This is a genomic window from Streptomyces sp. NPDC020597, from assembly GCF_044335095.1.
Classification (GTDB): domain Bacteria; phylum Actinomycetota; class Actinomycetes; order Streptomycetales; family Streptomycetaceae; genus Streptomyces.
This window is the reverse complement of the sequence record NZ_JBIRUL010000003.1, coordinates 316593-341194: the sequence shown is the minus strand read 5'-3', so window position 1 is coordinate 341194 and position 24602 is coordinate 316593. Positions and strand designations below refer to the sequence as shown.

Annotated in this window: 17 protein-coding genes and 1 tRNA gene; 12 read left to right on the top strand and 6 right to left on the bottom strand. The window is 71.4% G+C overall.

Annotation, left to right across the window (positions count from 1 at the left end; genetic code table 11):
• Nucleotides 1-177 precede the first annotated feature (177 nt).
• Nucleotides 178-1695, bottom strand: a complete 1518-nt coding sequence (locus ACH4ZA_RS07660; protein ID WP_319276362.1) for an MFS transporter — start codon at nt 1693-1695, stop codon at nt 178-180.
• A 142-nt stretch (nt 1696-1837) separates the two neighbouring features.
• On the opposite strand from ACH4ZA_RS07660, the gene ACH4ZA_RS07655 reads away from it, so the two are divergent.
• Entirely contained in the window at nt 1838-2950 is a 1113-nt protein-coding gene (locus tag ACH4ZA_RS07655; protein WP_398428453.1) for a helix-turn-helix transcriptional regulator, read from the top strand.
• 143 nt (nt 2951-3093) lie between these two features.
• Here ACH4ZA_RS07655 and ACH4ZA_RS07650 read toward each other — a convergent pair whose 3' ends face one another.
• Both ACH4ZA_RS07650 and ACH4ZA_RS07645 read right to left on the bottom strand, forming a co-directional pair.
• Nucleotides 3094-3882 (bottom strand): TetR family transcriptional regulator, encoded by a 789-nt coding sequence (locus ACH4ZA_RS07650; protein ID WP_398428566.1) that lies wholly within the window; start codon nt 3880-3882, stop codon nt 3094-3096.
• 850 nt (nt 3883-4732) lie between these two features.
• Complete coding sequence (locus tag ACH4ZA_RS07645) at nt 4733-5731, bottom strand: sigma-70 family RNA polymerase sigma factor (protein WP_319276269.1); 999 nt, start codon at nt 5729-5731, stop codon at nt 4733-4735.
• 188 nt (nt 5732-5919) lie between these two features.
• On the opposite strand from ACH4ZA_RS07645, the gene ACH4ZA_RS07640 reads away from it, so the two are divergent.
• Complete coding sequence (locus ACH4ZA_RS07640) at nt 5920-6459, top strand: GNAT family N-acetyltransferase (RefSeq protein WP_319276268.1); 540 nt, start codon at nt 5920-5922, stop codon at nt 6457-6459.
• A gap of 99 nt (nt 6460-6558) precedes the next feature.
• On the opposite strand, the gene ACH4ZA_RS07635 is transcribed toward ACH4ZA_RS07640, so the two are convergent.
• Nucleotides 6559-7368, bottom strand: coding sequence for a class III extradiol ring-cleavage dioxygenase (locus ACH4ZA_RS07635; RefSeq protein WP_319276267.1), 810 nt, complete (start codon nt 7366-7368; stop codon nt 6559-6561).
• Between the two features lie 147 nt (nt 7369-7515).
• On the opposite strand from ACH4ZA_RS07635, the gene ACH4ZA_RS07630 reads away from it, so the two are divergent.
• Nucleotides 7516-8031 carry a MarR family transcriptional regulator gene (locus ACH4ZA_RS07630; RefSeq protein WP_319276360.1) on the top strand — a complete coding sequence of 172 codons (516 nt, stop codon included), beginning with the start codon at nt 7516-7518 and terminating at the stop codon, nt 8029-8031.
• A 75-nt stretch (nt 8032-8106) separates the two neighbouring features.
• Here the strand turns inward: ACH4ZA_RS07630 and ACH4ZA_RS07625 are convergent, their stop codons facing one another.
• A complete protein-coding gene (locus ACH4ZA_RS07625) occupies nt 8107-9654 on the bottom strand; it encodes an MFS transporter (protein WP_398428451.1) in 1548 nt (515 codons plus the stop codon).
• Nucleotides 9655-9871: 217 nt separating this feature from the next.
• Nucleotides 9872-10522 (bottom strand): helix-turn-helix domain-containing protein, encoded by a 651-nt coding sequence (locus ACH4ZA_RS07620; RefSeq protein WP_319276265.1) that lies wholly within the window; start codon nt 10520-10522, stop codon nt 9872-9874.
• A 406-nt stretch (nt 10523-10928) separates the two neighbouring features.
• Here ACH4ZA_RS07620 and ACH4ZA_RS07615 point away from each other — a divergent pair, with 406 nt between their 5' ends.
• From ACH4ZA_RS07615 to ACH4ZA_RS07575, 9 genes are all read left to right on the top strand, one after another.
• The gene (locus ACH4ZA_RS07615) at nt 10929-12242 is read left to right on the top strand and encodes a M6 family metalloprotease domain-containing protein (RefSeq protein ID WP_319276264.1); all 1314 of its coding nucleotides are present in this window, start codon (nt 10929-10931) and stop codon (nt 12240-12242) included.
• A gap of 241 nt (nt 12243-12483) precedes the next feature.
• Nucleotides 12484-14115, top strand: coding sequence for a helix-turn-helix domain-containing protein (locus ACH4ZA_RS07610; RefSeq protein WP_398428449.1), 1632 nt, complete (start codon nt 12484-12486; stop codon nt 14113-14115).
• 538 nt (nt 14116-14653) lie between these two features.
• Nucleotides 14654-15724, top strand: a complete 1071-nt coding sequence (locus tag ACH4ZA_RS07605) for a LacI family DNA-binding transcriptional regulator (protein ID WP_398428447.1) — start codon at nt 14654-14656, stop codon at nt 15722-15724.
• 199 nt (nt 15725-15923) lie between these two features.
• The gene (locus ACH4ZA_RS07600; RefSeq protein ID WP_398428445.1) at nt 15924-17168 is read left to right on the top strand and encodes an extracellular solute-binding protein; all 1245 of its coding nucleotides are present in this window, start codon (nt 15924-15926) and stop codon (nt 17166-17168) included.
• A gap of 19 nt (nt 17169-17187) precedes the next feature.
• Complete coding sequence (locus ACH4ZA_RS07595) at nt 17188-18171, top strand: sugar ABC transporter permease (RefSeq protein ID WP_319276260.1); 984 nt, start codon at nt 17188-17190, stop codon at nt 18169-18171.
• Nucleotides 18168-19010, top strand: coding sequence for a carbohydrate ABC transporter permease (locus tag ACH4ZA_RS07590; RefSeq protein ID WP_319276259.1), 843 nt, complete (start codon nt 18168-18170; stop codon nt 19008-19010). The genes ACH4ZA_RS07595 and ACH4ZA_RS07590 overlap by 4 nt, the downstream gene beginning before the upstream one ends.
• Before the next feature lie 133 nt (nt 19011-19143).
• The gene (locus tag ACH4ZA_RS07585) at nt 19144-20910 is read left to right on the top strand and encodes an amylo-alpha-1,6-glucosidase (RefSeq protein ID WP_398428444.1); all 1767 of its coding nucleotides are present in this window, start codon (nt 19144-19146) and stop codon (nt 20908-20910) included.
• 83 nt (nt 20911-20993) lie between these two features.
• On the top strand, nt 20994-24188 hold the full coding sequence (locus tag ACH4ZA_RS07580; protein WP_398428442.1) for an RICIN domain-containing protein: 3195 nt from the start codon (nt 20994-20996) through the stop codon (nt 24186-24188).
• Nucleotides 24189-24510: 322 nt separating this feature from the next.
• A tRNA-Arg gene (locus tag ACH4ZA_RS07575) sits at nt 24511-24583 on the top strand.
• The last annotated feature ends 19 nt before the right edge of the window (nt 24584-24602 follow it).

The following is a 24602-nucleotide window of genomic DNA, read 5'->3' as shown; positions in this document are numbered from 1 at the left end:
GGCAGGCATCGATCAGCGCCGGGCCCGATGCCTCCGGTGCGCCGACGCGAAGGAGGGGCCCGTCACCGTTGTGGTGACGGGCCCCTCGCCGGGAACGCGCGCCCGGCCCACCGGGCCGAACCCGGTCCACCGAGTCGAACCCGGTCCACGGGGCCGAACCCGGCCGGCGATTCCTGCTCAGCCGGCGAACTCGCGCTCCTTGTCCCGCTCCAGCGCCTCGGAGGAGCCCGCCTCCGGGAAGTCCTCGAAGCCCTCCAGGTGCTGCGCCGACCGCTTCGGCAGAGCGAACATCAGCAGGAAGATCCCGAACATCACCAGCGCCACCCAGCCCAGCGCGTGCTGGAAGGCGTTCACGAAGGTGGGGCCGACCTCGGCCGGGGCCAGCCGGTCGCCGATCTCGCTGAAGAAGACCACGGCGACCAGTCCGAGACCGAGCGCGTTGCCCATCTGCTGCACGGTGTTGATGAGTCCCGACGCCGAGCCCGCGTGCTCGCGCGGCACCTCCGACAGCACCGCGTCGGTCAGCGGGGCGAAGATCAGGCCCATGCCCGCGCCCATCACGACCAGCGGCAGCGCCATCTGCCAGGGTGCGATGGCGAGGCCGTAGCGCTCGGACTCCCAGATGTAGAGGAGCACGCCGACGGTCATCGTCAGGGCGCCCGCCTGGAGAACCTTGCGCCCGAAGCGCGGGGTCAGCTTCTGGACGGACATCCCGGCGGCCACCGACACCGCGATCGAGAACGGGACTCCGGTCAGCCCCGCCTTGAGCGGGCTCCAGCCGAGGCCGGTCTGCATGTACAGCGTCCACACCAGGAAGAAGACGCCGAGGCCGATCCCGAAGACCGTCTGCACGGCGACGCCCGCCGCGAAGCTCCGCACCCGGAAGAGGGAGAGCTCGATCAGCGGCGAGCCGTCCCGCGCGGCCTTGCGCCGCTCGTAGGCGACCAGCGCCGCGAACACGCCCAGCGCACCCGCCATCGACACGTACCCCCACACCGGCCAGCCCAGCTCACGGCCGCGGGTGAGCGGGTAGAGGAGCATGAGCAGGCCGAGGGTCACCAGGACGACGCCCACCAGGTCCAGCTTCAGCGCCTTCGGGGCCTTGGACTCCGTGATGAACCGGCTGCCGAGGATCAGTCCCGCGATGCCGACCGGCAGGTTGATCAGGAAGATCGGCCGCCACTCCAGCCCGAACAGGTTCCACTCCGTCAGCAGCGCGCCGAGCAGCGGACCGGAGACGGCCCCCAGCCCCACGATCGCGCCGAAGAGCCCGAACACCTTCCCCCGCTCGTGGGCCGGGAAGGTGGCGTGCACGATCGACAGCACCTGCGGGACCATCATCGCCGCCATGCCGCCCTGCAGGATGCGGGAGGCGACCAGCATGTCCGGGTTCACCGCGAAGCCGCAGAGCGCGGAGGCGATGGTGAAGCCGCCGATGCCGATGAGGAACAGCCTCTTACGGCCGTGGATGTCGCCGAGCCGGCCGCCCGTGATGAGGCCGGCGGCGAAGGCGAGCGCGTAACCGGCGGTGATCCACTGGATGTGGCTCCAGGACGCTCCCGCGTCCTCCCGGATGGAGGGGATCGCGATGTTGACGATGGTGACGTCGACGAGGTCCATGAAGGCCGCGGTCATCACGATCGCGAGCGCGAACCAGCGGCGGCGGTCGCCCGGCGCCGGCGCGTCCGATGTCATGGCGGCGGTCCCGGTGCCGGTGGCCCGAGCGGCGGGCGCGGCCTCGTTCTCGTTCCCGATGGAGGTGTCCGTGTCGTTCATAGTGCGACTGTAGGACGGCATTAGGTCAGATCATGTCCTAGTGGTGCGGCATTCTCGAAGCATGACGACGGACACTCCGGCTCGGTTGCTGCAACTCCTCTCCATCCTCCAGACGCCCCGCGAATGGCCAGGCGGCGAGCTCGCGGACCGGCTCGGGGTCTCCCGACGCACGGTCCGGCGGGACATCGACCGGCTGCGCGAACTCGGATATCCCGTCGAGGCCAGCAAGGGCTCGGACGGCGGATACCGGCTGGTCGCGGGCAAGGCGATGCCACCGCTCGTGCTCGACGACGAGGAGGCCGTCGCGATCGCCGTCGGCCTGCGGGCCGGCGCGGGGCACGCGCTGGAGGGCGTCGACGAGGCCTCCGTACGGGCCCTCGCCAAACTCGAACAGGTGCTGCCGGCCAGGCTCCGGCACCGCGTCTCCACACTCCAGGCCGCGACCACGCCGTTGACCAGCGGGGACGGCGCGAGCATCGCACCCGAGACGCTGACAGTCATGGCCTCGACGGTCGCCGGGCAGGAGCGGCTGCGGTTCGCCTACCGTGCGAAGGACGGCACGGAGTCGCGGCGGCTGACCGAGCCCTACCGGCTGGTGTCGACGGGCCGGCGCTGGTACCTCGTGGCGTACGACCTCGACCGCGAGGACTGGCGGACCTTCCGCGTGGACCGGGTCCGGGACCCCTTCGCGACCGGCTCCCGTTTCGCGCCGCGCGAGCTGCCCACGGGCAGTGCGGCGGAATACCTCCGGCGGTCCATCCAGCGGCGTCCCGACACGGACGAGTACGCGTACGACGTCACCTTCGACGCACCCGCCGAGCTGGTGGCGTCCCGGCTGCCGTCCTGGCTGAGCACGTCGGTCGCACCGGAACCGTCCGGGACGGGAGACGGGGACGACGGCGGCACGGACGGCGGGACGGACGGCGGGACGCGCCGATGCCGGCTGCGGGGGACCACGAGCGATCCGGTGGAGTGGGTGGCGGTCCGGTTCGCGATGCTGGGGTACGAGTTCTCGGTCCGTGAACCACAAGAACTGGTGGACTGCGCAAGGGAGTTGAGTGGACGCCTGGGGCGTGCGGCACAAGCCGGTCCACCGAGCGACGCGGAAGCGGGAAGGGAAGAAGCGGACCCGGCGAGCCGAGCCGCGGACGGTGAGCCCGGCCACGGGCGGTGAGCCGAGCCGGGGGCCCGGAAGGGCCGGTCAGGGGGAGGCGGGCCGGGGGTCTGGCGGGGAATGGAGCAGGACCGGCGGGACCGGCCGGGCCCTGCGGGGCCGACCAGGACCAGAGAGGCCGACCGGTCGCCCCCGCCCCGGCGTCACGTCCGCTTCGCCGGTCCCGCATCCCACGCGAACCCGTGCAGAGCCCGCAGGTTGTGCAGGGCCAGCTCGGCCGGGCCCTGCGGGCCGGTCGGCGCGGCGTCGGTCGCCGCCCAGCTCTCCACCGCGACCCGGACGGCGGCACTGGCCACGGCGGCTGTGAAGCGCCGGCGCGAGGAGGCGAGGGGCGCTTCGGAAAGCACGGGCGGCTCGGAGGCGTCGGCCCGGTCCGAGGCACCGCCCCCTTCTGAAGCACCGGACCCTTCTGAAGCACCGGACCCGTCCGAAGCACCGGACCCGTCGGAACTGCCGGGCGTGTCAGGGGAGTCGGCGGTGTCCGCGGCGGTCGAGGGCGGGGCCGACGGGGAGGACCTCCCGGCCTCGGCGGCCGCCGCCCGTTCCGCCAGCACCTCCGCGATCGTGGTCTCCGAGGTGTGACAGACCTCCGCCCACACCTTGCCGAGAGCGGGGCTGGCGCCGGCCAACCGGATCAGGGTGCGGACCCATTCCCAGGACGCCGCCGACACTCCCCTGCCGGTGACGAGGGTGTGCCGCACGGCGTGTTCGAGAGCCTGCGGCACCGGCAGTTCGGCCGGGGCCTCGCGCAGCGCCTCCGCCCAGCGCTCGGCGCCGGCCGAGTAGAGGGGGGCGACCGCCTCCTCCTTCGTCGCGAAGTACCGGTAGAACGTGCGCGGAGCGATGCCCGCGGCTTGGGCGATGTCCTCGGCGCGGGTGGCCTTCAGGCCCCGGCTGACGAAGAGGCCGGCCGCCGCCCGGGCGATCTCCATCCGGGTCGCCGCTTTGCGCCGCTCGGTCAGCGAAGCCGAGCCGGCGGAGGGGGTCGAGCTGATCACGTCGGCAGGCTATGCCCATGTGGCACAATCTGCCATTCGGGCGGGCCACCCCGTGGTTCAGGTACGGGGTGCCCCGCCTCTCGACGTGCCCGCGCGCATCGGGATCGGGCGCCGGTCGTGTGCGCCCGCAACTCCCGCACGTCGCAAAGGAGCCGGGCCCCGGCGCCTGGGGGGAGAGACGCCGAAGCCCGGCTCTGGACAGTCCCGGCACCGGGGGGATGTGCGTCGGGACTTGGCTCACTCGCGTGGTGCGAAGATCTCGGGAAGAGCTACAGGGTCCAGATCGCCCGAACTCCCGTGCTCAGAAGTCTTTTTCCCCGCTCCCGTCGGTTGAAGCGGCGTTCCCGCGCCATGTTTGCGCGGGCCGCGCCCACCCGGCGCACGCGGGCGGAAACCCCACACCACAGCACGCCCACAGCATGTTCACAGAGCTCGGGCCCCCTCGCGCGACCGAAGCAAACCGGCCTACACCGCCGCCACTTGCCGATACGAGGCGAGCCGGCCGGCCTGCGTCCTCGCCCGTTTCCGATGCGAGCCGGCCCCGACCCGCCTGACGCCTCGCACCGGCGACGGGACGAACCGGCCCCCAGCCGGCCCGCGTCCGCAGCGCCTTCCGTCAGGACGACGTCGCGTCGGCGCAGCGGCCACACCGCAACGCCCGGCACCGGCGGCCGACTTGCCGCGGCGGGGCAGGCTTCCGCGTCGGCGGACGGCGGGGTGCCCGCGTCGCCGACGCCGGCCACCCCTGCCGTGCAGTACCGGATGATCTACTGCATCCGGCCTGCTACGCCGCCGCCTCGAAGCCCGTGTCGCGGGCCAGCTTCTTCAGTTCCAGCAGGGCGTGCTTCTCGATCTGACGGATGCGCTCCCTCGTCAGGCCGTGCTCCTTGCCGACCTCGGTCAGGGTGCGCTCCCGGCCGTCGTCGATGCCGTAACGCATCTTGATGATGGAGGCGGTGCGCGGGTCGAGACGGTCGATCAGGCCGTCCAACTCCTCGCTGCGCAGCAGGGTGAGGACGGACTGCTCGGGCGAGACCGCGGAGGTGTCCTCCAGCAGGTCGCCGAACTGCGTCTCGCCCTGGTCGTCGACCGACATGTTCAGCGAGACGGGGTCGCGGGCCCAGTCCAGCACGTCGGTCACGCGCTCCGGCGTCGAGCCCAGCTCGGCGGCGATCTCGGCGGGCTCCGGGTCCCGGCCGTTCTCACGGTTGAACTCGCGCTGTACGCGGCGGATCCGGCCGAGCTCCTCCACCAGGTGCACGGGCAGCCGGATCGTGCGCGACTGGTCCGCTATCGAGCGGGTGATGGCCTGACGGATCCACCAGGTGGCGTACGTGGAGAACTTGAAGCCCTTGCGGTAGTCGAACTTCTCGACCGCGCGCACCAGGCCTGCGTTGCCCTCCTGGATGAGGTCGAGGAGGGGGAGACCGCTTCGGGGGTAGCGGCGGGCGACCGCCACCACCAGCCGGAGGTTCGAACGGATGAAGATGTCCTTGGCCCGCTCGCTGTCCGCGACCAGAGCCTCGAGCTCCTCGCGGGAGGCGTCCGCCCTGGACTCCTCCTCGCCGTCGAGGACCTGCTGCGCGAACACGCCGGCCTCGATGATCTGGGACAGCTCGACTTCCTTCGCGGCGTCGAGCAGGGGTGTGCGCGCGATCTCGTCGAGGTACATGCCGACCAGGTCGCGGTCGGCGATCTCGCCGCCATGGGCGCGAACACTGCGGGCCGCGCTGCTCGTCTCGCCGGTGGCGGACTTGCGGCGGGCGACGGCACGGGTTGCCATGCGTGCTCCCTTGCGATGGAGGTTCGGCGGGTGGCCCTTCAGACGCCCGGTCACTCTCGGAACTTGCGACTCTCCTCGGGTGCCCGGCATCTGATGGAAACAACGACTGGAATCAGGACAGAATTCCCAACCCGCACCCCGAATTTGATGATCTTGCAGTACCCTGTCCGACCACGCGAGGAGGGCCGATGTCGTCGGAACGTACAGAGGTGCAGGTCAGGCCAGGAGTCGAGGGTGACCTCAAAGCCCTCACCAGCCTCTACAACCACTACGTACGTGAGACGCCCATCACATTCGACACCGCGGTCTTCAGTCCGGAAGAGCGACGTCCTTGGCTGCTCTCCCACCCTGAAGACGGGCCGTACCGCCTGATGGTTGCCACGGAAACGGACTCACAGGACATCCACGGCGTCCCACAGACGATCCTGGGTTACGCGACATCCAGTCCCTACCGGCCCAAGGCGGCCTACTCCACGTCCGTGGAGGTGACGGTCTACGTCGCTCCCGACGCCGGCCGGCGCGGCATCGGCACGCTGCTCTACAAGGCGCTCTTCGAGGCGCTCGCGGACGAGGACCTGCACCGCGCGTACGCGGGCATCGCACAGCCCAACGAAGCGTCCGTGCGGCTGCACGAACGCTTCGGGTTCCGGCACGTCGGCACCTACCGGGAGGTGGGCCGCAAGTTCGGCCGCTACTGGGACGTGGCCTGGTACGAGAAAGACCTCTGAGCACCGGCGGAGCCGTCCCCGCGCCCGGCCGCCGAGGCGGGCCGACGGCGGTCCGCCGTCCGGGGCGCTCGGACCCCTCGGCCGGCGCGGGCGGGCGGGTCAGCCGAACTGCACGGACCGCTTCGCCAGGCCCATCCAGAACCCGTCGATCACGGACTTCTGGGCGTCCAGCTCGCCGGTCACCTCCGCGGTGCCCATGGTCACGAAGAGCGGGGCGAAGTGCTCGGTGCGCGGATGGGCGTACCGGCCGGCCGGGGCCTTGTGGAGGAAGTCGAGCAGACCGTCCCAGTCACGCGTCTCCAGCGCGCGCCGGCCCCAGTCGTCGAACTCCGCGGACCAGCTGGGCACGCCCCCGCCGGGATGCCGCAGCGCGGCCAGGTTGTGGGTGAAGAACCCGGAGCCGACGATCAGGACCCCCTCGTCCCGAAGCGGTGCGAGCTTGCGGCCGATGTCCATCAGCTTCACGGGGTCGAGCGTCGGCATGGAGATCTGCAGGACCGGGATGTCGGCGGCCGGGAACATCTCGACGAGCGGGACGTAGGCGCCGTGGTCGAGTCCGCGGTCGGGGATGTCCTGTACGGGGATGCCCGGGGCGCGCAGCAGCTTGCGCACGCTCTCGGCGAGTCCGGGCGCGCCGGGGGCGTCGTACTTCACCTGGTAGTAGTGCTCGGGGAAGCCCCAGAAGTCGTAGACGAGGGGGACGGGGTCGACGGCGCCGAGGGCGAGCGGGGCCTCCTCCCAGTGGGCGGAGACCATCAGGATCGCCTTGGGGCGGGGCAGGTCCGCCGACCACGCGGCGAGCTCGCCGGGCCACACCGGGTCGTCCGCGAGCGGCGGGGCGCCATGACTGAGGTAGAGCGCGGGCATGCGCTCCTGGGGGAGGGTGAGCTCCTGAGTTGCGGCGGACATGGCAGCCACTCCTTCCCGGGGTGGGACCGAGCCGGGTCACCGGACGACATCGGTCGCGATGGTTGATTGAAATCTAAAACGTCAACGGCCATGAGCATATTCCTAAATGATTTAAATTTCAAGGAGCTGGCGTTTACAGTGGAGTACATGAAGAAGGCACCCACATCCGCCGACGAGCCGCAGCCGCGCTGGCTCACCGCAGAGGAACAGCTCGTCTGGCGCTCCTACGTGCACGCCACCACCCTCCTCGAGGACCACATGGACCGGCAGCTGCAACGTGATGCGGGCATGCCGCACGTCTACTACGGCCTCCTGGTCAAGCTCGCCGAGTGCACCCACCGGCGGCTGCGGATGACCGAACTGGCCATGCACGCCAAGATCACCCGCTCCCGCCTCTCCCACGCCATCGCGCGTCTGGAGAAGAACGGCTGGGTGCGCCGCGAGGACTGCCCCTCCGACAAGCGCGGCCAGTTCGCCGTGCTGACCGACGAGGGTCTGGACATGCTCAAGCGCGCCGCGCCGGGCCATGTCGCCGTCGTGCGCAACGCCCTGTTCGACCGGCTCTCCCCGGAACAGCAGAAGTCCCTCGGCGAGATCATGCAGATCATCGCCGAGGGACTTCAGCCGAACGAAGCGGGTGCGGACCTGCCCTGGCTCCGCTAGACCGGCGGACCCGCCCGGCTCCGCCGTACCCGTGGGCGGGTCAGCCGGCCGGGCGGGCCGGATGCCACGGGCGGGTCAGTGGACCATCACCGGGACGGTCTCCTCGGCGTCCTTCGACCCCGAGCCCGTGACCGCGCCCATGTCCGGCTTGCCGGCGTTGATGAGGGTCATGGCGATCGCGGCGGCCGCCACCAGGATGCCGACGGCGAACCAGATGGCGCTGGTGTAGCCGTGCACCATGCCCTCCAGCTGCACCAGCTGCTGCTGGGGCTTGGAGGCGGCGCCGGCGATGTGGTCCTTGATGTACGAGGTCGTCGCGGACGCGGCGATGGTGTTCAGCAGGGCGGTGCCGATCGCGCCGCCCACCTGCTGCGAGGTGTTGACCATCGCGGAGGCGACACCGGCGTCCCGCGGCTCGATGCCGTACGTGGCCAGGGACATGGCCGGCATGAACGCCGTACCCATACCGAGGCCGAGCAGCAGCATCGCCGGCATCAGCACGGCCGTGTACGAGGAGTCGATCTCCAGCCGGGTCAGCAGCAACATGCCGAGGGCGGCGACCAGGAAACCGGGACCCATCAGCAGACGCGGGGCGACCCGGGTCATCAGACGGGTGCCGATCTGGGTGGAGCCGGTGATCATGCCCGCGATCATCGGGAGGAAGGCGAACCCGGTCTTGACCGGCGTGTAGCCCTTCACGATCTGCAGGTAGTAGGTCAGGAAGAGGAACAGGCCGAACATCGCGATGATCGCGAGACCGAGGGAGAGGTAGATCCCGCCGCGGTTGCGCTCGGTGATCACGCGCAGCGGCAGCAGCGGGGCCTTGACCTTCGACTCGACGATCACGAAGGCGGCCAGCAGGACGGCTGCCGCGGCGAACATGCCGATGGTCACGGAGTCGCTCCAGCCCTCCGACTCGGCGCGGGTGAAGCCGTAGACCAGGGAGACCAGACCGAGGGTGGAGAGGATGACGCCCGGGATGTCGAGCGGCGAACGGTTGCGGCCGCCCTCCGGCTCACGGATGACGAAGTACGCGCCGGCCGCGGCGACGATCGCGAACGGGATGTTCACGAAGAACGTCCAGCGCCAGTCCAGGTACTCGGTGAGGAAGCCGCCGAGGATCAGGCCGACGGCGCCGCCGCCACCGGCGATCGCACCGTAGATGCCGAACGCCTTGGCGCGCTCCTTCGCGTCGGTGAACATCACCGCGAGCAGGGAGAGCGCGGCGGGTGCGAGCAGCGCGCCGAACGCGCCCTGGAGCGCACGGGCGCCGAACATCATCGCCTCGTTGACGGCGGCGCCGCCGAGCGCGGAGGCCGCGGCGAAACCGCCGAGGCCGACGACGAAGGCGCGCTTGCGTCCCCACAGGTCGGCTATGCGTCCGCCGAACAGCAGCAGACCGCCGAAGGCGAGGGCGTAGGCGGTGACGATCCACTGCCGGTTGCCGTCGGAGATGCCCAGGTCCTGCTGGGCGGAGGGCATCGCGATGTTCACGATGGTCGCGTCGAGGACGACCATCAGCTGGGCGAGAGCGATGAAGGCCAGCGCTTTCCAGCGGTTGGCGTCCGGCCCGCCCCCCTTGCCGGGGACCGGGGCCGAGGCCTTCTGGGCTGTTTCAGACATGGGAATACCCGCTTCGGGACTTCGTGACGGAAAAAACGGAAGGAACAGAAGTACAGGGATGGAGAGAGAAGGAAGAGGACGAGGACGAGAAGGTAGGGAGGTCGAGGAAGAAGAGGGGCGGAGTGCGGCGGCCTGCGGACCGGCCGCTCTCGGTCTGTCGTTCAGGGCCGGTCGTTCAGGGCCGGTCGTTCAGGGCCTGTCGTTGAGGGAGGATCGCTCAGGGACGGCGCAGGTCCTCCATGGTCACTGCCACCCCTGGCAGCACGGAGGGGGCGGGAGCCCGCAGTCCGTCCAGGAACAGCTGCAGATGGCGATGGAGGAAGCGGTCCGCGCTCGGGCAGGCCGTGCCGGCCGGGGGCCGGCTGAGCTGCGCCACCGCGATCATCACGTCCCCCACGCCGACGTCGGGCCTGAGCTGCCCGGCCGCCCTCGCGCGGTCCATGACCTCCTCGATGATCCGCTCGCACCGTTCGCGGGCGGCCTCGAGGTCGGGGTGGTGCTCGTCGAAGGTGCTGGAGATCATCGGGCACAGCGCGCTGATCCGCTCGTCGGCCGAGGCGTGCACGAAGCGCTCCAGCGCCTCGAACGCGTCGCCCGTCTCCGCGAGGGCGGTCCGTCCGGCCCGGACCGTTCGGTCCAGCACCGAGCAGACGACCTCGCGGACCAGCGCGTCCCGGTCGGGGAAGTTGCGGTACACCGTGGCGTTGCCCACGCCGGCCCGGCGGGCGATCTCGTCGAGCGGCACGTCGGGGCCGAACTCGGTGAACATCTCGCGGGCGGCGGAGACGATCCGCTCCCGGTTGCGCAGGGCGTCGGCGCGGGGCCGGGTCGCCTTGCGCTCTGCGGGGGTCGCGGTCGCGGTCTGCACGGCGTACTCCTGTCTGCGGTTCGTGTGACGCGCGGTGCGCCACGGACGTCTGTTGCTGCGATCCGGGGAGCCAGTCCCCGTTTCACTCGGACACCTAGCTAAACGGGGACGGCGTCCCCGGTTATTTCCCGGACCCGGAAGTTTTCGATGTGACCTGGACCACAGTCCCGTCGGCCCCGCCCCGCGCCGCTGCCGCCGCCCTCCGTACCGGCCTGACACCCGCCTCGCACCGGTCCCGTACAGCCCCGCACCAGCCCCGTACCTGCCTCGCCCCGGCCCTGTACCGGCCGGTAACCCACGATCGGTCTCCTCCAGCGCGCGCCCGCGTGCGCCCTACCAGAGGGTGATCAGGAGGTGATCAGGACGCAGCCGGCGACCGGTGGCTGCCGGAGCGAAAGGCCCCCGCATGCAGCCGCAGTCCGCGCGCACTGCCCGGGACCCACGCCGCCGCCCTATACGCACGCGCCGCGCCGCCGCCCTCGCCTCCGTCACCGTCCTGACGCTCGCCCTCAGCTCGTCCGCCGGCAGCGGTCACCTCGCCCCCGTCCCCGGCTCGACGACGGCCGGCGCCGGCCCCCTCACCGTGGCCCGCACCGCCGCCCTCGCCCCCTGCATGATCAGTGGGCGCGCGTCCGTGCAGATGTCCGAAGGCCTGCCCACCGCAGGCGGCTACTCCCGCTCCACCGGCGTCGTCCGCGCCCTCACCCTGATGATCGACTTCTCCGACGCGCCCGGCCGGGGCAGCGCACTGAGCCGCTACCGCGAGTTCTTCCCGCAGACGGAGCAGTGGTTCCGCACGGCTTCCTACGGGCGTCTCGACTACCGCGCCGAGACGCCCGTCCGGCACTGGCTGCGCATGCCCAAGTCGTTCCACGCGTACGGCATAGAGCGCGGCGCGCCGTTCGAGCCCGGCTACCGCGAACTCGTCCAGGACATCGTGGGCGCCGCCGACCCGGAGGTCGACTTCCGCCACTACGACCTGCTGAACGTGCTGATCACCCCGAACGCGGGCCCCTCCGCGCTGGACACGGTGCTGTCGGTGACGTTCGCCGGGAACGCGGAGGCGCCGGTCGCCGACGGGGTGTCGGTGGCGAACGCCTCGTTCGTGTACTCCCGCCAGGACGACGGCTCGGGCTCCTACGACCGGACCGGCTACCGGGTCCTGCCCCATGAGAACGGGCATGTCTTCGGCCTGCCCGACCTCTACACCCAGGAGGGCGGCGGCGCCGTCGGCCACTGGGACATCATGAGCGAGGACTGGGGGGCCAACAACGACCTGCTCGGCTGGCACAAGTGGAAACTCGGCTGGCTGGACGCCTCCCAGATCGCCTGCGCGGCCACACCGGGCACGACGGAGTACCCACTGACGCCCCTCGCGCGCGCGGGCGGCCCGAAACTCGTGTTCGTCCCGCTCAGCGCCCGCACCGGCTACGCCGTCGAGATGCGCGCACGCGGCGGGAACGACGAGGCGGTGTGCCGCCCGGGCGTCCTCGTCTACAAGGTGGACGCCGACGTCGACACCGGCATGGGTCCGGTGACCGTCTACGACTCCCGCCCCGACAGCGGCGGCTGCACCCGCAGCCCCAACGTCCACGCCGAGCTCTCCGACGCCCCCTTCGCCCCGGGCGAGACCTTCAAGGACGCGAAGAGGGGCATCCGGATCGCGGTCACGGAGGCGGACTCGGCGGACGGTTACCGGGTGCGGGTGACCCGACGGTAGGCACGGTCCGCCCGGACTCCGGCCCCGGTCACCACCCGACTCCCGCCTCTCCCCTCCCCCGCCCGGCCGGGCTCGCACCAAGGCCCCGGGTGGTGGCTCGAGCCGGTGCGGGGACGCCCCCGGGGCTACCGTAGGGCGGCAGCCGCAGGGCGGCAGGCACACCGCCCCGTCGACCCCGCAGTGCGCGGCGCCGGCCCCCTAGGGCGCACCCCCGTACCGCCCGTATCGGAGAATTCACCGCATGCCCGCGACCAGGACGCCCGCGCCCGCCCCGCAGCCCGGGGCCGCCGCGCCCGGCCCGCCTCCGGAAGCCGCCGCACCCGTTCCGGCGGAGGCCGTCACGCCGCTGATCCGCGGTGTCGACGTGCTGCGGCGACTGACCGCCGAGGGCGGCACGGCGAGTCCGAGCGACCTGGAGCGCGGCACCGGTCTGGCGCGTTCGACGGTCGACCGGATCGTCGCGACCCTCGCCCGCATGGGATACGTCCGCCTCGACGGCCGGAACGCCGTGCTGACCCCCCGCGTCATGGAACTGGGCAACGCCTACCTGGCCGCCCTGCGTCTGCCGGCGCTGCTGTCGTCCGCCGCGGACGCCCTGGCCGACGAACTCGACGAGTCCGTGTCCCTGGCGGTCGCCGACGGCGACGGCATCCGCTTCATCCACCAGGCGACCCGCCGCCGCGCGATGTCCCTGAGCTTCCGCATCGGCGACCTGCTCCCGGCCGAACGCACCGCGCCGGGACCGCTGTTCGCCACCGAGTGGACCGACGAGGAGTGGCGGTCCTGGCGCGCCCGCCGCACGGCGGACCCGCACGACGGGGCCTTCCCGGCCGTCCCGCCGCCCCCCTCGCTCTCGGACGACGACGGATTCGGCTTCGCCCGCAGGACGGCGCTGGCCGCGGACGAGGACTGCGCCCTGGACGACCAGTTGATCGAAGCGGGCCTGGTCGCCGTGTCCGTCCCGGTCCGCGACCCGCGCACCGCGCGGATCGCGTGCGTGGCGAGCGTCGTCAGCCACACGAGCCGGCACACGGCGGCGGATCTGCGCGCCACCCTCCTCCCTCGGCTGCGCACGGCCGTCGCCGCGATGGAGGACGAGCTGCGCCGGGCGCCGGCCGCGGAGTCCGGCCCGCCGCCCGCGGGGCTGGCCGTCTGGACGGGGGCGTCCAAGCAGGCACTGGGCCGCGAGTTCGTCGAGTCCCTCGCCCGGGGGCTGACCGTCCTGACGGCGTTCGGCGAGGGCAGGGCCGAACTCACCCTCACCGAGGTCGCGAAGGCGACGGGGCTCGCCCGGGCGACGGCCCGCCGTGCGCTGATCACCTACCAGCACCTGGGTCTGGTGACACCGGCCGCCCCCCGCACCTTCGCCCTCACGCCCCGCGTTCTCGCCCTCGGCTTCCCCCCGCTCTCGCGCACCTCGCTCCCCCGGATCGCGGCTCCGCACATGGCGGCACTGGCGGACGAGGTCCGGGAGACGACCTCGCTGGCGGTGCTGACCGGGTCCCGGGAGGAGATCCAGTACACGGCCCGTGCCGCCGCGAGCCACGTCATGAGCGTGGACGTCGGCGTCGGCACGCGGCTGCCCGCCCACTCGACGTCCCTGGGCCGGGTGCTGCTGGCGGCGCCCACCGACCCCGCGTCGTCGTACGCCCTGGCGGACGAGGAACTCGAGCAGGGGGTGCGAGCGATCGCCGTCCCGATCCACGACCGTGCGGGCCGCACCGTCGCCGCCCTGAACGCGGCCAGTCATGTCGCCCGGCGCACGGCCGAGGAGTGCGTGCGGGACGTCCTCCCGGCCCTGCGGTCGTCGGCCTCGCGCATCGAGGCCGACCTCCACACGGCAGCCCGCTTCACCCACGTCCCGCTGACCTGACAGAACCTCGCTTCCGGTCCGCTCGGTTCAGCTCAACCCGTGCGCGGGAAGCGGATCGAACCGGTTCGATGAAGTTAGCACCGGCGGCGCGGACCGACAACATCCTGGACGCCGCCCCTTCCGCACCTCCACGCACAGTTCCCCACTGGACCGGCACCGCCCCCGGTCGCCCCCGCCGCCTCCGAGGCGAGCCCCCGAGGACCATCCCGGAGCCGACCCCGGGCCGGTCCGCAGGCTCACCCCGACGCCGTCTGTTCTCCCCGGCAGGGCCTTCCACCACTGGGGACGAGGGCTTTTCCGCTCCCGCGGATCACCCGCGGCCCGACGACAGGCGGGCTCGCACCCCACCGGTTCGGGGTGGGGCGTCCGCACTCCGACGGCGTTTCCGGGACATTACGAAAATCCGGCGCGAAGCGTTGACACCCGTCCGGGTTGCTCCTACCTTCACTTCACGCGAACCGGTTCGACGATCGGCCACCCGGCCGAGGTCGTTCCCCAGAACAGTCGAACCGGTTCGATCAACCCGGCTAGGAGTCCCGTGAACATCGGTGAGATCGCCAAGCGGGCCGGTGTCTCGCGGAGCACCGTGTCGTACGCCCTCAGCGGGAAGCGCCCCGTGTCCGAGGAGACCCGCGACAAGATCCAGCGGGTCATCGACGAGCTGGGCTACCAGCCCAACGCGAGTGCGCGAGCCCTGGCCAACGGCCGGACCAACACCATCGGCCTGGTCTTCCCGCCCGCCGGCAACCATTACACCGGCATGCAGCTCGACTTCATCGGCAGCGTGACGGAGGCCGCCGCGGCCTACGACTACGACGTGCTGCTCTCACCCAGCGGCATGGACAGCGACCGCTCGTTCCAGCGGCTGCTGGGCGAACGGCGGGTCGACGGCGCGATCCTGATGGAGATCCGGCTGCAGGACGACCGGCTCGACCATCTCACCGCGCTGGACTTCCCCTCCGTCGCCATCGGCCGCACCGCGCACCCGCAGGGCAGCTGGTGGGTGGGCCTGGACCACACGGCGCTGGCGGCGGCCTGCGTGCACCACCTCGCGGACCTGGGCCATCGCAGGGTCGCCTTCGTCAACCGGCCCGAGCAGCTGCTGCGGGCCGGCTACGAATCGGCCCACCGGGGCCTCGACGGCTTCACCAAGGCCGCCGCGGAACGCGGCCTCGCCGTCAGGACGTACTGCTGCGGGGACGACGCCGCCTCGGGCCTCGCCTGCCTGGAGCGGATCCTGCACGACGATCCCGCCACCACGGCGCTCGTCACCCTGAACGAAGCCGCGCTCGGCGGCCTCTACCGGGGGCTGGCGCAGGCCGGCCGCCATGTGCCGCGCGACTTCTCCGTCACGGGGGTCGTGGCCGCCCGGTGGGCGGAGACGGTGACCCCGCAGCTCACCGCGGCCGACGTGCCGGCGGAGCAGATGGGCCGCATCGCCGTCGACCTGCTCGTCGAGCGGCTCGACCATCCCGACTCACCGGCCCGGCACCACCTCCTCGCCCCGCCGATCTCGCTGCGGGCCAGCACCGCACCCGCCGGCTCCCTCCCCGCCGGGGCCGCTCCCGCCGAACCGGGAGCGGACCCCGCGGACTCCACCCACCCCTAGCCCTCACCGGCGGGCGCCCTCCCGGCGCGCCCGCCGCTCCACCTCCCGTTCCCCCTCTCCCTCCCTCTCCGCCTCCGCCCTCCCCTCCCCCGGCACCCCCGTGCCGATCTCACGGCACACCCATGTCTGTGCCGATCCCCCGGGCACATCCGTGCCGCTCCCAGGGCACACCCGTGCCGAAATCCATGGAGGACTCGCCATGAACAGATCCGCCGGACGGCGTCTCACCGCCGCAGTCCTGACCGTCGTCGCCGTCACCGCCGGCGCCACCGCGTGCTCCTCCGCAGGGAGCGGCACGTCCACGAACGCCTCGGACGGCGGCACGTTCACCATCTGGGACCCCTACCCCCAGTTCGACAAGACGTCGGCGTGGGCCGAGCTGCTGGACGGCTGCGGCGCCAAGGCCGGCGTGAAGATCAAGCGAACCGCGTTCGACACCGGTGACCTCACGAACAAGGCGCTGCTCGCGGCGCAGCAGGGCAACTCCGCGGACGTCCTCATCGTCGACAACCCGGTGGTGTCCACCCTGGCGGAAGCGGGCGTGCTCACCTCCACCGACGACAACAAGCTGGACGTCGCGAAGGTCGACCACAACCTGCTCGCGGCCGGCCAGTCGGGCGGGAAGACCTACGGCACCCCCATCGGCGCCAACACCCTCGCCCTGTACTACAACAAGGCGGTCCTGAAGGCGGCCGGCGTGGACGTCTCCTCCGTCAAGGACTGGAAGTCGCTGACGGCGGCGCTCGCGAAGGTCAAGGGAGCGGGCAAGAAGGGCATCACGTTCTCCGCGATCGGCACGGAGGAGGGCAGTTTCCAGTTCCTGCCCTGGTTCTGGGGGTCCGGAGCCCAGCTCACCGCGCTCGACTCCGACCAGGCGGTCTCCGCGCTGTCGCTGTGGAAGAACTGGCTGGACAAGGGCTACGCCCCCAACTCGGTGATCAACAACACCCAGACGACCAGCTGGCAGGAGTTCGCGACGGGCGACTACGCGTTCGCGGAGAACGGCACCTGGCAGCTCGCCAACGCCGCGAAGGCCGGCTTCGACTACGGCGTCATCCCGGTCCCCGCCGCCACCGGGGGCAACGCCGCGGCTCCGACGGGCGGTGAGTTCGTCACCGTCCCGGTGCAGGACGACACCGGCCGCTACCCCACCACGCAGAAGCTGGTGTCCTGCCTGAGCAGCAGCCAGAACCTGCTCGCCACCGACACGACGCTGTCCTATGTGGCTCCCACCGCCGAGGTCCAGGGCCGGCAGGTCGCGGCCACCCCGGGACTCAAGCCCTGGGTCGACGCGGTGCGCGCCGCCAAGGGACGCACCAGTGACGACCTGGGCACCAAGTACCCGAAGATCTCCGAGCAGTTGTGGAAGGCCGTGCAGTCCTCCCTCAGCGGGTCCGCGTCGCCGAAGGACGCGCTGACCGCAGCCCAGTCGGCCGCCAAGTGACCAGGACGCCGGTCAACCCATGAGACACACGACAGCGCCGCCGGACCGCCGGGCGGTACGCGACCGGAACGGGGCGGCGACCACCGCCCCGCCCCCGTCCCGCACCCCCGCCCGGCGCCGTCCCGCCTCCCCGCAGTGGGCCGCCTGGGCGTTCCTCACCCCGGTGACCCTCTACCTCGTCCTCTTCTACGCCTATCCGCTCTACCGCAACATCGACCTGAGCCTGCGCCACTACACGGTGCGTTCCTTCGTCCGGGGCGACGCGCCGTTCACGGGCCTGGCCAACTACCGGATCGTCCTCGACGACCCGACGTTCGCTCCGGCGCTGCTGCACACGGCGGTGTTCACCGCCGTGTGCCTGGTCTTCCAGTACGCGATCGGTCTGGGGCTCGCCGTCTTCTTCAACCAGCACTTCCGGCTCTCCGCCACGCTGCGGGCGCTGTTCCTGGTGCCGTGGCTGCTGCCGCTCATCGTGTCGGCGTCGACCTGGTCGTGGATGCTCAACAGCGACTCCGGCATCGTCAACGCCGCCCTGCACGCCGTCGGCGTAGGTTCCGTGAACTGGCTGACCTCGCCGTCCTGGTCGCTGGCCTCGGTGATCATCGCGAACGTCTGGATCGGCGTCCCCTTCAACCTGGTCGTGCTCTACAGCGGTCTGCAGTCCATCCCCGCCGGCCTGTACGAGGCGGCCGCGCTCGACGGGGCGAACGCCTGGCAGCGCTTCTGGCGCATCACCTTCCCCCTGCTGCGTCCGGTGTCCGCGATCACCCTGCTGCTGGGCCTCGTCTACACGCTCAAGGTCTTCGACATCATCTGGATCATGACCAAGGGCGGTCCGGCCGACTCGTCCACCACCTTCGCCACCTGGTCCTACCGGCTCGGCTTCGGCAACCTGCTGCCCGCCTTCGGACCCGGAGCGGCCGTCGGCAACCTGCTGGTCGTCGCCGCCCTGGTCTTCGGCCTGATCCACGTCCGGGTCCAGCGAAAGCAGGCACTGTCATGACGCACGCACGGACGGTCCCGAACCGTCGCCGCCGCACCTGGGTGAAGACGGCCGTCGGCCTGCTGCTGACCGCGGTCATGCTGTTCCCGGTCTACTGGATGCTCAACGTGTCCTTCACCCCCGACCAGGACATGCGCAAGAGCCCGCCGGACCTGTTCCCCGCCCACGCGACCCTCGAGGGCTACCGCGCCGTCGTCGACCAGCAACTGCCCTATCTGGGCACCAGCCTCGTCATCGGCCTCGGGACGGTGGCCCTGACCGTGGCACTCGCCGCACCCGCGGGTTTCGCGCTGGCCAAGCTGCGCCCGCGCGGCCGCGGAGTCCTGGGCTTCGTCCTGCTGGCCGCCCAGATGATCCCCGGCATCATCATGGCGATGGGCTTCTACGCCGTCTACCTGCAGCTCGGCCTGCTCCAGTCCGTGCCCGGCCTGATCGTCGCCGACTCGACCCTGGCCGTCCCGTTCGCCGTCCTCATCTTCACCGCGTTCATGTCCGGCATCCCCGGCGAACTGCTGCAGGCCGCGAAGACGGACGGAGCCGGACCGCTGCGCACCTTCTGGGCGATCGTCCTGCCGATGAGCCGCAACTCCGTCGTCACGGTGTCCCTGTTCGCCTTCCTGTGGTCCTGGTCCGACTTCGTCTTCGCGAGCACCCTCGTCAACGGCGGCGCACACGAGCCGATCACCCTGGGCATCTACCACTACATCGGCAACAACAACCAGCAGTGGAACGCCATCATGGCCACCGCCGTCGTGGCCTCGCTGCCGGCCGCGGTCATCCTCGTCCTGGCCCAGCGGTACGTCGCCGCAGGCGTGACCGCCGGCGCCGTCAAGGACTGACCCCGGCTCCCCGCGCGCCGCCCCGCACCGCCCGGCTCCCCGCCCTCCCCACGAGCGGCCGCGCGAGCACCGTGACCCGTCCGGCGGACGCTAACCGCCGACCACCCCCGCACAAGAAATGAGTGCCGCCTCCATGACCGCCGCACCGGCCGGCCCGGCCTTCTCCGTCCACGACATCCCCTTCAGCACGCACGGCTCCTGGTTCGGCGTCTCCCCCGTGCTGTCGGAGCGGACCCGCGCCGAGGACCTCCACCTCGTCTCGCACCAGAACGGCATGCACGCCGTCCTGCGCCTCGTCCCCCTCGACGCGGCGACGGGCGAGCGGGCGGCGACCTCCGTCGAGGCGACGCCGGGCCTGCTCTGCTGGACCGCGGCGGCCGGGCGCGTGGACCTCGCCTACGAGTCGCCCGACACCGTGCGCGTGCACGGCGAGGGACTGCACCTGCGCATCAGCGCGGCAGCACGGGCCCTGACCCCGTTCGGCGGGACCTACTTCTACCGCGACCCGGTGGACGACGCGCACGTGTTCACCTCCTACGAGACCGGCCGCCGCTACCGGATCACCGTGCTGTCGGGCACGGTCATCGCCGTCTGCGGCTCCCAGGCGCTGGGCGCCGCCGACCGCGGCCTCACGGTCGCCGCCGGGGCCGACGGCTCGTGGGAGGTCGCGGTCGAGGAACTCGACGCCGCACGGGTGCCCTTCCGCTCCCCGGCCACGTTCGCCGGGGTCCGGGACGCGGCGCGGGAGCTGTTCGCCGGCTTCGCCGACACTGTCGCCCCCTGGCGCTCGCAGGCCACCCCGGCCGCCGGACTCGCCGCCTACGTGGTGTGGTCGGCGACCGTGTTCCCGGCCGGCCTGGTCACCCGGCCCGCCGTACTGATGTCCAAGCACTGGATGGACAAGGTGTGGAGCTGGGACCACTGCTTCAACGCCCTTGCCCTGGCCCCCGGTTGCCCCGAACTCGCCTGGGACCAGTTCTCCCTCCCCTTCGACCATCAGGACGACAGCGGCGCGCTGCCCGACTCCGTCACCCACTCCGAGGTCCTCTACAACTTCGTCAAACCGCCCATCCACGGCTGGGCCTTCGGCCACCTGCGCCGACGTCTCCCCAAGCCGCTCACCCGGGCGCAGCTGACCGAGGCGTACGACCGGCTCACCCGCTGGAGCGACTTCTGGCTCACCGCGCGGCGCGCGCCCGGCGCCGCCCTGCCGCACTACCAGCACGGCAACGACAGCGGCTGGGACAACGCCACCACCTTCGACCCGGGGCGTCTCGCCGTCACCGCCGACCTCACCGCCCTGCTGATCCTCCAGCTCGACGAACTGGCCCGGCTGGCCGACGAACTGGGCTTCTCCGACGACGCACACCGCAGGGCCGCCACCGCCGACGACCTCCAGGCGGCCCTGCTCGACGAACTGTGGGACGGCGAAAGGTTCCTGAGCCGCCCGGCCCACGGCGGTGCCCGCACCCCCAGCGCCAGCCTGCTCGACCTGATGCCGATCGTGCTCGGCGACCGCCTGCCGGCACCGGTCCGCGACCGGCTGGCCGACCGGATCGAGGCCCACCTCACCGCGTTCGGCCTGGCCACCGAACACCACGGCTCACCTCACTACGAGCCCGACGGCTACTGGCGCGGCCCCGTCTGGGCCCCCGCCACCGTCCTCGTCGAGGACGGCCTGCGGCGCGCCGGGCACGTCCGCCTCGCGGACGAGATCAGCGCCCGCTTCCGCGCCCTGTGCGAGACCTCGGGCTTCGCCGAGAACTTCGACGCCCTGACCGGCGAGGGACTGCGCGACCGCGCCTACACCTGGACCGCGAGCAGCTACCTCCTCCTCGCCCGGGACCACGCACGTCGCGGCGCGGAAGCCGGGGCGAGCGTCACCACCACCGTCGCCTGACCCTCGGGCGACACCCACCCACACGTCCGGCACGGGGGCCGGCGCAGCAACAACCAGCCCCATCCCTGAAGGGACGCAAGCACATGCCAAGACTCGGGCAGAGGCGCTCGGCCAAGAGACGCCTCCTCCACGGCATCACCAGGACGCTGCTCCCGCTGACCGTGGTGGCCGGCGTCACCACCGTGACGGCGACGCCGGCCTCCGCGGCCACCCCGACCCTCACCATCGACCTCGGCACCTCCACCGGAGCCTTCCGCGGCGGCGCGTCCGGGGCGCTGTACGGCCTGTACGGACCGGACGTGCCGACGAACAACCTCATCGAGGGAATGGGGCTGCAGACCACCAACACCAAGTACCAGGACGGCCAGCAGCACCCCGGCTCGGACGCCCTGGAGGTCGCCGAGCCGTTCGTCGACAGCGGCGGCAGGGACGTCATGATCTACATGACGGACGTGTACCGAGGGGTCTACGAACGGACCAGCTACGCGCAGTACCAGGGGTACATGAGAACCCAGGTCGAGCAGGCGAAGGCCAGCCCGTACGCGAGCCACATCGTCTTCGTGCCCTACAACGAGCCCGACATCGGCTGGTTCAACGGCATGCGCACCAACGCGACGGCGCTCGCCGACTTCAACGCCGAGTGGCGCCAGACCTACGACTTCATCAAGGGCCTCTGGCCCCAGGCGCGGCTGGCGGGACCCAACAGCGCCGGCTACAGCGACTCCTCTCTCAAGGGATTCCTCACCTACTGCAAGGCCAACAACTGCCTGCCCGACGTGGTGACCTGGCACACCCTCGGCAGCCCGGCCGGCGTCCGCGACACCGTCGACGCCTACCGGGCGGTGGAGACCGCCGCGGGGATCACCTCCCCGATCCCCGTCAACCTCAACGAGTACGCCCACCGCTACCACCTGACCGACCCCGGCCAGATGGTCCAGTGGATCTCGGCCATCGAGGACGAGAAGGTCGACGGCAACCTGCCGTACTGGAACATCAACGGCAACCTCGGCGACTCCGCCGCCGCCCAGAACACCCCCAACGCCCAGTGGTGGCTGTACAACTGGTACAGCTCCATGAAGGGCGGCAACACGGTCAAGGTCACCAGCACCGAGGCCGACGCCGCGTACACCCTCCAGGGCGTGGCGAGCCTGGACACGGCCAAGAAGCAGGCCCGCGTGATCCTCGCCGGCGGCGGCACCAGCGGCGCCTCCAGCACGGTGATCAAGAACATCGACCCCGCGGTCTTCGGCAGCACCGTGCACGTCAGCGTGTTCCAGGACCGCTACAGCGGCTACATCGGCGCGGCGGCGACCCCGACCCGGCTCTCCGACGCCGATGTCGCCGTGGGATCCGACGGCTCCATCACCGTCCCCATCGCTCTCGACCGCATGTCGGCGTACCAGGTGATCGTCTCCCCGGGCGGCACCGGCAGCGCCACCGCCTCCGACAGCACCTGGACGGGCACGTACGAGGCCGAGAACGCCACGCTCAGCGGCAGCGGCTACAACATCAACACCGAGGGAACGACCGGCAACGTCAGCAAGTTCGCCACCTCCGGCACCAAGGACGTCGGCGGTCTGCGCACCGGCTCGACCACGGTGATCTCCTTCCCCGTCTCCGTTCCCGCCACCGGCGACTACGACCTGTCGGTGTTCGGCAACAGCTACGCCAGGGACGCCGACGTCAAGGGCCCGACGAACGTGTACGCGCGCGTCGACGGCGGCGCCTCGACCAGGATCGACATACCCGTCGGCTTCCAGTGGGTGGTCTGGGGGCACGGCGACACCACCGTCCACCTCACCGCGGGCAGTCACACCATCACCCTCGCCACCACCGGTGACAACGGCGCGACGACCGTCGGCGACGCGATCATCGACAAGATCGACCTGCGGTACGAGGACGCAGCCGTCCAGGGCACCACGCTCTACGAGGCCGAGCAGGCCGTCCTCTCCGACAGCGCCACCGCCGCCTACACCTCCCAGGGCCAGTCCGGCGCGGGCGCGGTCGACCTCACCTCCGGCAAGTCGGCGACGTTCTGGGTCTACTCCGCGCAGGACGGTTACGCCGACCTGTCGGCCCGCTACCGCAACACCGGCCAGGCCGCCCTCGCCGTCAACGGCGGGACGGTCGACGACCAGACCCTCTCCGGTGCGACGACCGGCGCCTGGTCCACCTCCGCCAACCGGGTCCACCTGACCGCCGGCATCAACAAGGTCCAGGTCACCGGCGCCGGCGGCACCCTGACCCTGGACGACCTCGCCGTCACCCCGTTCGGCGCCGCCGACCCGGTCACCACCGGCAACGTCGTCACCTACCAGGCCGAGAACGGCGCCCTGACCGGCACCGCGGCCACGGACACCGGCTACACCCAGGCCGACGGAGGAGTCGTCACCGGCATCGGCAACGGCCCGGCCAACTCCCTCACTCTCGACGTCAACGCGCCCACGGCCGGCGTCTACGCCATGACCATGCGCTACGCCAACGCCGAGGAACTGCCCTCCAACCACTACAACCCCGACCTGTACGCCGAGCACGCCGACGTCAGCGTCAACGGCGGCGCCGCCACCCGCGTCAACTTCGCCAGCACGCTTCACTGGAACCAGTTCGCCACCCACACCGTCCCCGTGACCCTGGCCAAGGGCGCCAACACGGTGAAGTTCACCGCCTCCCAGCTCTACAACTACGACGGCACGACCATCGGCCTGGTCTACTCCGGCGGCGGAAGCGACATCGGCAAGCCCATGCGCTCCAGCTCCGCGCCCCACCTGGACGAGATCTCCTTCGCGCCGCGGAACCTCCACATCGGCGCCGCCACCGGCTTCTCCTCCACGGCCGTCGCCCAACACAGCCGGCTGTGCCTCGAAAACCCCGGCCAGTCCACCGCCAACGGCACCCAGTACCAGCAGAACACCTGCACCGGCGGACAGGAGCAGACCTTCGACTTCCACCCCGTCGCCGGCGCCGCCGACACCTACACCGTCGTCAACCACTCCAGCGGCAAGTGCCTGGACGTCTCCGCCCTCTCCACGGCCGACGGAGCCGCCGTCCAGCAATGGACGTGCCTCAACGGCGCCAACCAGCGCTTCACGCTCAGGCCGGTCACCGCGCTCGGCAACAGCCACGACTACCAGCTCGTCGCCGTGCACAGCGGCAAGTGCGTCGACGTCAGCACCGTCTCCACCGCGCCCGGAGCCAAGATCCACCAGTGGACCTGCGACACCGGCAGCACGCTGACCACCAAGAAGAACCAGATCTGGCGCCTCCTCGGCAGGTCATGACCGCCCGCGTGTGACGGCCCCGACTCCCGTCCCGTCCGAACCGGAGGTCCAGTGGGCCACGCCTCCGGCTCGGGAGGGCGCTCCCTCGTGGCGACACGCGTGCCACACAGCCTGGCCACCCCTCCGCTCCGATACACCAGCGCCCGTCCGAGCCTCGATCCGGTAGTCTGTTGATCGAGCGCCCCGACGGGCGCTGCGACGTGTCACGCGGGCTCCGCCCACCGCCTCGCCGCAGCTGCCGCCTCAGGTCGCTCAGGGCTTGACCGAGAGACCTGGCCGCGACTCGTGCACCGAGTCCCGCGCAAGGTTTCACCCAAGCCCCGCCTTCGTAGCTCAGGGGATAGAGCACCGCTCTCCTAAAGCGGGTGTCGCAGGTTCGAATCCTGCCGGGGGCACAGAGAAAGACCTGGTCAG